This window comes from Microbacterium sp., assembly GCF_051953575.1.
Taxonomy (GTDB): Bacteria; Actinomycetota; Actinomycetes; order Actinomycetales; family Microbacteriaceae; genus Microbacterium.
In genome coordinates this window covers 1-6,027 of record NZ_JBQCIP010000222.1, presented here as the reverse complement: position 1 = coordinate 6,027, position 6,027 = coordinate 1, and the positions used below count along the sequence as shown (strand labels likewise).

The following is a 6,027-nucleotide window of genomic DNA, read 5'->3' as shown; positions in this document are numbered from 1 at the left end:
GCCCCTCACCTGCCTGGGAATGGTGGAGAGTGGTGGCGGCGGAGTGACGCTCACCGACCATCGTCGCAACGGTTCATACCGGTGCCCCGAAGCTGGAGCCAGCGCTGTCTATTCATGCTGCGACCCTGATCGCCCCCTTTGCCACGGATGAACCGCCCGTGTTCCACGGTCCGTCGATCGACGAGTTCTTCCCCGAGGTCCTGTTCAACGCGTTCGGTGTCATCCCGGTCACGCGCATCCACCTGATCCAGTTCCTGGCGACGATCGCCATCGTGCTGATCTTCTGGCTGGGAACCCGTCGCATGCGGGTCGTGCCGGGCCGCTTCCAGAGCCTCGTCGAGATGGGCCTGGACTTCGTCCGCGTCAACATCGGCGAGGACCTGCTCGGCAAGAAGGACGCCCAGCGCTTCCTCCCGATCCTCACCACGATCTTCTTCATGGTGCTGTTCATGAACATCACGGGCATCATCCCGTTCCTGAACATCGCCGGCACGAGCATCATCGCCGTCCCCCTGCTGCTCGAGGTCGTCAGCTATGTGACGTTCATCTACGCCGGCATCAAGAAGAGCCCGAAGAACTTCTTCAAGAACTCGCTCTTCCCGTCGGGCGTCCCGTGGCCGATCTACATCATCGTGACGCCGATCGAACTCATCTCGACCTTCATCATCCGTCCGGTGACGCTGACGCTCCGACTGCTCATGAACATGATGGTCGGTCACCTCCTTCTGGTCCTCTTCTTCGCCGCGACGCAGTTCTTCGTCGTCGAGCTCGGCGGATGGTGGATCGCGCTCGGCGCGGGCAGCCTCGCGTTCGGTTTCGTCTTCACCCTGTTCGAAATCCTGGTGGCGGTCCTCCAGGCGTACGTCTTCGCTCTTCTCACCGCGGTCTACATCCAGCTCGCGGTCGCCGAAGAGCACTGAAAGCGGGACGGCCGGAAGGCCGCCCACAACCGAAAGGAAACACCCCGTGGACGCAACTACGGTTCTCGCAGCTGTCAGCGGAAACGTCGCGACGATGGGCTACGGCCTCGCGGCCATCGGCCCGGCCATCGGCGTGGGCATCGTCGTCGGCAAGACGATCGAGGGCGTCGCTCGCCAGCCCGAGCTCGCCGGTCGCCTGCAGGTGCTCATGTGGATCGGTATCGCCTTCACCGAGGCGCTCGCCTTCATCGGCATCGCGACCTACTTCATCTTCGTCTGATCGCCGAACACAGTCCTAAGGAGACAGGATGCTGAACGCTCTTGTCGCGTACGCGGCGGAAGAGGGGGAGACTCACAACCCCCTGCTGCCCGCTCCGTACGACATCATCTGGTCGTCGGTCTGCTTCATCATCATCCTCTTCATCTTCTGGAAGGTCGCCCTTCCGCGGATGAAGAAGCTGCTCGACGAGCGCTCTGCGGCGATCGAGGGCAACATCGCCAAGGCCGACGAGGCCCAGCGCAAGGCCGAGGCCGCGCTCGAGGAGTACACCTCGCAGCTCGCCGAGGCCCGCAAGGAGGCCGGTGAGATCCGCGACGCCGCCCGTGAGGACGGCAAGAAGATCGTCGCCGAGGCGAAGGAGACCGCTTCGGCGGAAGCCGCGCGCCTGACCTCGACCGCTCACGCTCAGATCGAGGCCGAGCGCCAGACCGCGCTCGTGTCGCTGCGCAGCGAGGTGGGCACCCTCGCCCTCGACCTCGCCGGCGGTGTCATCGGCGAGACCCTCTCGGACGACGCGAAGGCCAAGGCCGTCGTCGACCGCTTCCTCGCCGAGCTCGAAGAGTCCGAAGGGGCCAAGGCGTAATGGGCAGCGCGACCACTCAGGCCCTCGCGGCGACGACCGCGGCACTGGGCGCCGCGACCGGCGTCGACCTCGACGTCGCCCGCGAGCTCTTCGCCGCGGCACGCGCCGTGGGCGACTCGTCGCAGCTGAGCGGCGCGCTGGCCGACTCGGCCGCGCCGGCGGAGGCTCGCCGGCAGGTCGTCGCCGCGGTGTTCGGCGCCGCAGTGAAGCCCACGACGGCGTCGCTGCTGACGACCGCCGTCGCGCAGCGCTGGTCGAGCGCCGACGACCTCGTCGACGGCATCGAAGAGCTCGCGGTGCGCGCGGCGGCCGTGGCCGATGCGAACGCCGACGTCGAAGCCGAGCTGTTCGCGTTCTCGCGGACCGTCGCCGAGAACCCCGAGCTCGAGCTCGCACTCGGGAGCCGTCTGGGCGACGCCGCCGCGAAGGGCACGCTCGTCGAGTCGCTGCTGAAGGGCCGTGCGAGCGAGGGAGCGACGCTGATCGCGGCATCCCTCATCCGTCAGCCCCGGGAGCGTCGCGTGCGCCAGCTGCTGTCGCGCGCGACCCGGCTGGTCTCCGACCAGCGCGGCCGTGCGGTCGCGACGGTCGTGGCAGCGACTCCGCTGAGCGATGCGCAGCGCGACCGGCTCACCGCCGCGCTGAGCAAGCGCTACGGCACGAAGGTGTCACTCAACACGATCGTCGACCCGACGGTCGTGGGCGGCCTGCGCGTGCAGATCGCGGACGACGTGATCGACGCGAGCGTCTCGTCGCGTCTGGCCGACCTCCGTCAGCGGCTCGCCGGCTGACACAGACTTCCCGCCACGCGCGGAGATTTCGGGGCCGAGGCCCCATGAACGAAGGAAAACAATGGCAGATCTCTCTATCAGCCCCGACGTCATCCGTGACGCGCTGAAGGACTTCGTCGCCGCCTACGAGCCCACGGGGGCTGCGGCCACCGAGGTCGGCACCGTCATCGACGCCGCGGACGGCATCGCGCACGTCGAGGGCCTGCCGGGTGTCATGGCGAACGAGCTCGTGACGTTCGCGGACGGCACGCAGGGCCTCGCACTGAACCTCGACGAGCACGAGATCGGTGTGGTCGTCCTCGGCGACTTCGCCGGCATCGAGGCCGGCCAGCAGGTCACCCGCACCGGCGAGGTGCTCTCGGTCGCCGTCGGCGACGGCTACCTCGGCCGCGTCGTCGACCCGCTGGGCAACCCGATCGACGGTCTCGGCGAGATCGCCACCGTCGGCCGCCGCGCCCTCGAGCTGCAGGCGCCCGGCGTCATGCAGCGCAAGTCGGTGCATGAGCCGCTGCAGACCGGCATCAAGGCCATCGACGCGATGATCCCCGTCGGCCGCGGCCAGCGCCAGCTCATCATCGGCGACCGCCAGACCGGCAAGACGGCGATCGCGATCGACACGATCATCAACCAGAAGGCCAACTGGGAGTCGGGCGACGTCAACAAGCAGGTCCGCTGCATCTACGTCGCCATCGGCCAGAAGGGCTCGACGATCGCGGCCGTGAAGGGCGCCCTCGAGGACGCCGGCGCGCTGGAGTACACCACCATCGTCGCCGCCCCGGCCTCCGACCCCGCCGGCTTCAAGTACCTCGCGCCGTACACCGGCTCGGCCATCGGCCAGCACTGGATGTACGAGGGCAAGCACGTCCTGATCATCTTCGACGACCTGTCGAAGCAGGCCGAGGCCTACCGCGCCGTGTCGCTGCTCCTCCGCCGCCCGCCGGGCCGCGAGGCGTACCCCGGCGACGTCTTCTACCTGCACTCGCGCCTGCTCGAGCGCTGCGCGAAGCTGTCGGATGAGCTGGGCGCCGGTTCGATGACGGGTCTGCCGATCATCGAGACGAAGGCCAACGACGTCTCGGCGTACATCCCGACCAACGTGATCTCGATCACCGACGGCCAGATCTTCCTGCAGTCCGACCTGTTCAACGCCAACCAGCGTCCCGCTGTCGACGTCGGCATCTCGGTCTCGCGAGTCGGCGGTGACGCGCAGGTCAAGTCGATCAAGAAGGTCTCGGGCACGCTCAAGCTCGAGCTCGCCCAGTACCGCTCGCTCGAGGCGTTCGCGATGTTCGCTTCGGACCTCGACGCCGCGTCGCGTCGTCAGCTGGCCCGTGGTGCGCGCCTGACCGAGCTGCTCAAGCAGCCGCAGTACTCGCCGTACCCCGTCGAGGAGCAGGTCGTCTCGATCTGGGCCGGCACGAACGGCAAGCTGGACTCGATCGAGGTCGAGGACGTCCTGTCGTTCGAGCGCGAGCTGCTGGACTACCTCCGTCGCAACACGACGATCCTCGACACCCTGCGTGAGACGAACGTCCTGGACGACGACACGGTCGCCGAGCTCAGCAAGAAGACGGACGAGTTCATCCTCGAGTTCCGCGCCGGCAAGGGCCAGGCGATCGGCAAGCCCGGCCACGAAGAGATCGCGGCGGCCGAGGCCGAAGACGTGAACCAGGAGAAGATCGTCAAGGGCCGCCGCTAAGGCGGGCCGGGGCTAACACAATGGGCGCACAACTCCGGGTCTACAAGCAGAAGATCAGTTCTGCTCAGACGACCAAGAAGATCACGAAGGCGATGGAACTCATCGCGGCTTCGCGCATCCAGAAGGCGATGGCGCGTGTGCGCGCGTCGTCGCCCTTCGCGCGTGCCGTGACGAGGGCCGTCTCCGCCGTGGCGACGCACTCCAACGTCGACCACCCGCTGACCGTCGAACGCGAGACGATCCGCCGCTCTGCCGTCGTGATCTTCTCGTCCGACCGGGGCCTCGCGGGCGCGTTCAACTCGCAGATCCTCCGTGAGGGGCTCGAGCTCGCGCAGCTGCTGCGCGAGCAGGGCAAGGAGCCGGTGTTCTACCTGGTGGGCCGCAAGGCCGTCGGGTACTTCCAGTTCCGCCGCATGGAGAGCGCGGGGGAGTGGACGGGCGACACCGACACGCCGCACTTCTCGACCGCGGAAGAGATCGCGGCGGCACTGCTCGACGCGTACGACCGTGGCGGCGACAGCGGCGGCGTCGACGAGATCCACCTCGTCTACAACCGCTTCGTGAGCATGATGACGCAGTCTCCCGAGACGGTCCGCATGCTGCCGCTCGAGGTCGTCGAGGCCGAAGAGGACTCTTCGGCCCAGGTCTACCCGCTCTACGAGTTCGAACCGGATGCCGCGACGGTCCTCGACGCGCTCCTGCCGGTGTACATCCAGAGCCGCGTGTTCAACGCCCTGCTGCAGTCGTCGGCCGCCAAGCACGCCGCGACGCAGAAGGCGATGAAGTCCGCGAGCGACAACGCCGACAAGCTCATCACCGACTACACGCGCCTGCGCAACAACGCGCGCCAGGCCGAGATCACCCAGCAGCTCGCCGAGATCGTCGGCGGCGCCGACGCTCTGTCGTCCGGCAAGTGACCTGCTGCGCACGAGACCACACGAAAGAGAAGAAGCCATGAGCCTCACCGCTGAGAAGACCGCGACCGCGGTCGGACGCGTCGCGCGCGTCACCGGCCCGGTCGTCGACATCGAGTTCCCGCACGACGCGATCCCCGACATCTACAACGCGCTGAAGACCACCATCACGATCGGCGACGACTCGAGCGAGATCACGCTCGAGGTCGCCCAGCACCTCGGCGACGACCTCGTCCGCGCCATCTCGCTGAAGCCCACGGACGGCATGGTCCGCGGCCAGGAGGTGCGCGACACCGGCGGCCCCATCACGGTGCCCGTCGGCGACGTGACCAAGGGCAAGGTCTTCAACGTGACCGGCGACGTGCTGAACGGCGAGCCGGGCGAGAAGATCGAGATCACCGAGCGCTGGGGCATCCACCGCCAGGCGCCGTCGTTCGACCAGCTCGAGTCCAAGACCGAGATGTTCGAGACCGGCATCAAGTCGATCGACCTGCTGACCCCCTACGTTCAGGGTGGCAAGATCGGCCTCTTCGGTGGTGCCGGCGTCGGCAAGACCGTCCTCATCCAGGAGATGATCCAGCGCGTCGCGCAGGACCACGGCGGTGTGTCGGTGTTCGCCGGTGTCGGCGAGCGCACCCGTGAGGGCAACGACCTCATCGGCGAGATGGAGGAGGCGGGCGTCTTCGACAAGACCGCGCTCGTCTTCGGCCAGATGGACGAGCCGCCGGGGACGCGTCTGCGTGTGGCCCTGTCGGCGCTGACGATGGCGGAGTACTTCCGCGACGTGCAGAAGCAGGACGTGCTGCTGTTCATCGACAACATCTTCCGCTTCACGCAGGC

At 67.6% G+C, this 6,027-nt stretch carries 6 protein-coding genes and 1 pseudogene; all 7 read left to right on the top strand.

The annotated features are described in order from the left end of the window. Positions 1 to 158 precede the first annotated feature (158 nt). Positions 159 to 920: a F0F1 ATP synthase subunit A gene (gene atpB / locus ACTHNQ_RS13460; RefSeq protein ID WP_440334121.1), complete on the top strand. Its 762-nt coding sequence runs from the start codon at positions 159 to 161 to the stop codon at positions 918 to 920. A 46-nt stretch (positions 921 to 966) separates the two neighbouring features. Then, a complete protein-coding gene (gene atpE / locus ACTHNQ_RS13455) occupies positions 967 to 1,200 on the top strand; it encodes an ATP synthase F0 subunit C (protein ID WP_345835337.1) in 234 nt (77 codons plus the stop codon). Between the two features lie 28 nt (positions 1,201 to 1,228). Continuing rightward, positions 1,229 to 1,783, top strand: coding sequence for a F0F1 ATP synthase subunit B (locus tag ACTHNQ_RS13450; protein WP_440334119.1), 555 nt, complete (start codon positions 1,229 to 1,231; stop codon positions 1,781 to 1,783). Then, on the top strand, positions 1,783 to 2,574 hold the full coding sequence (locus ACTHNQ_RS13445) for a F0F1 ATP synthase subunit delta (RefSeq protein WP_440334117.1): 792 nt from the start codon (positions 1,783 to 1,785) through the stop codon (positions 2,572 to 2,574). Before ACTHNQ_RS13450 ends, ACTHNQ_RS13445 begins: the two co-directional genes overlap by 1 nt. Positions 2,575 to 2,635: 61 nt before the next feature. Further along, positions 2,636 to 4,273, top strand: a complete 1,638-nt coding sequence (atpA, locus tag ACTHNQ_RS13440) for a F0F1 ATP synthase subunit alpha (protein WP_440334115.1) — start codon at positions 2,636 to 2,638, stop codon at positions 4,271 to 4,273. Between the two features lie 20 nt (positions 4,274 to 4,293). Then, positions 4,294 to 5,190, top strand: a complete 897-nt coding sequence (locus ACTHNQ_RS13435; protein ID WP_440334113.1) for a F0F1 ATP synthase subunit gamma — start codon at positions 4,294 to 4,296, stop codon at positions 5,188 to 5,190. A 37-nt stretch (positions 5,191 to 5,227) separates the two neighbouring features. Next, positions 5,228 to 6,027, top strand: a pseudogene (locus ACTHNQ_RS13430) (F0F1 ATP synthase subunit beta); the annotation flags it as partial.

Bases quoted from the DNA above. Each gene is read 5' to 3' on its own strand.
- ACTHNQ_RS13450 (WP_440334119.1), top strand. From the start codon at position 1,229: ATGCTGAACGCTCTTGTCGCGTACGCGGCGGAAGAGGGGGAGACTCAC.
- ACTHNQ_RS13445 (WP_440334117.1), top strand. From the start codon at position 1,783: ATGGGCAGCGCGACCACTCAGGCCCTCGCGGCGACGACCGCGGCACTG.
- atpA (WP_440334115.1), top strand. From the start codon at position 2,636: ATGGCAGATCTCTCTATCAGCCCCGACGTCATCCGTGACGCGCTGAAG.
- ACTHNQ_RS13435 (WP_440334113.1), top strand. From the start codon at position 4,294: ATGGGCGCACAACTCCGGGTCTACAAGCAGAAGATCAGTTCTGCTCAG.